This is a genomic window from Gemella sp. GH3 (assembly GCF_013415425.1).
Taxonomy (GTDB): Bacteria; Bacillota; Bacilli; order Staphylococcales; family Gemellaceae; genus Gemelliphila.
On sequence record NZ_JACBYC010000188.1, the window covers coordinates 1 to 399 of the forward strand.

A 399-nucleotide genomic window follows, 5' to 3' on the forward strand; every position below is an offset into this window, starting at 1 on the left:
TTATAATTCTGATCAATTCGTTGCATATCTTAACCAAAAGATATTAGCAGAACTTGAAGATTCAAACTTTGAAATTTTAAGTCAGTTGAGAGAGAAAAGTGTCGGTTACCGTGCACAACTCACTTTAAGTATCGGTGTCGGTGAAGGTACAGAGAACCTTATCGACCTAGGGGATTTATCACAATCTGGTTTAGATTTAGCACTCGGTCGAGGAGGTGACCAAGTTGCCATTAAAAATATGAATGGTAACGTTCGCTTCTACGGTGGTAAGACTGACCCTATGGAGAAACGTACGCGTGTACGTGCCCGAGTAATTTCTCACGCACTTAAAGACATCTTAACTGAAGGCGACAAGGTAATTATTATGGGACATAAACGCCCTGATTTAGATGCAATTGG

Annotated in this window: 1 protein-coding gene; it reads left to right on the forward strand. The window is 40.4% G+C overall.

Features of this window, described 5'->3' with window-relative positions:
- Positions 1–399 (forward strand): GGDEF domain-containing protein (locus HZY83_RS06975; protein ID WP_483299228.1); only part of this gene is annotated, 399 nt, incomplete at both ends.